This is a genomic window from Chitinophaga sp. 05T412 (assembly GCF_056396465.1).
On the sequence record NZ_JBFTLN010000062.1, the window covers coordinates 1 to 698 of the forward strand.

The following is a 698-nucleotide window of genomic DNA, read 5'->3' on the forward strand; positions in this document are numbered from 1 at the left end:
ATCATATGCTGCGTGCACATCTGGTAACACGGGGATCTGAAGATCATCTGCTGCTGGTGACCATGCATCATATTGCCTCAGATGGCTGGTCTACAGGTATCATCGTGCGGGAGCTGGCTGCATTGTACAATGCTTATGCGGCGGGGCATTCCATCACATTGCCACCGCTGCCGGTGCAGTATGCAGATTATTCGATCTGGCAACGCAGCTATGTGTCAGGAGCGATACTGGATAAGAAGCTGGATTATTGGAAGTCGCGGCTGCAGGGCTTTACGACACTACAGCTTCCGGGTGATTATATCCGTCCGTCGGTGCAGAGCAGCCGGGGTGGGATACACTGGTTCCAGCTGGACGAACGGTTGCTGTCTCCGTTAAAACAGTTGTCCCGTCAGCATGGCACTACGCTGTTCATGACGCTGCTGTCGGCCTTCAAGGTGTTGTTGCATCGCTACAGCGGGCAGGAAGACATCTGTGTGGGGACATCTGTGGCAGGTCGTACCAGCGAGGATGTGGAAGGCCTGATTGGCTTTTTTGTGAACACGCTGGTGCTGCGCAGTCATGTCAGCAGTGAGCAGTCGTTTGCCTCGCTGCTGGAACAAGTGAAGCATACCACGTTGTCAGCCTATGATCACCAGGAAGTACCCTTTGAGAAAGTGGTGGAAGCAGTGGTGCGTGAACGGGATGTAAGCCGTCATCCG

At 54.2% G+C, this 698-nt stretch carries 1 protein-coding gene; it reads left to right on the plus strand.

The window, feature by feature from the left end; all coding sequences use genetic code 11:
- Positions 1–698, plus strand: a 698-nt coding sequence (locus AC1DFM_RS34665) for a condensation domain-containing protein (RefSeq protein ID WP_477081364.1), incomplete at both ends; no start/stop codon positions are given.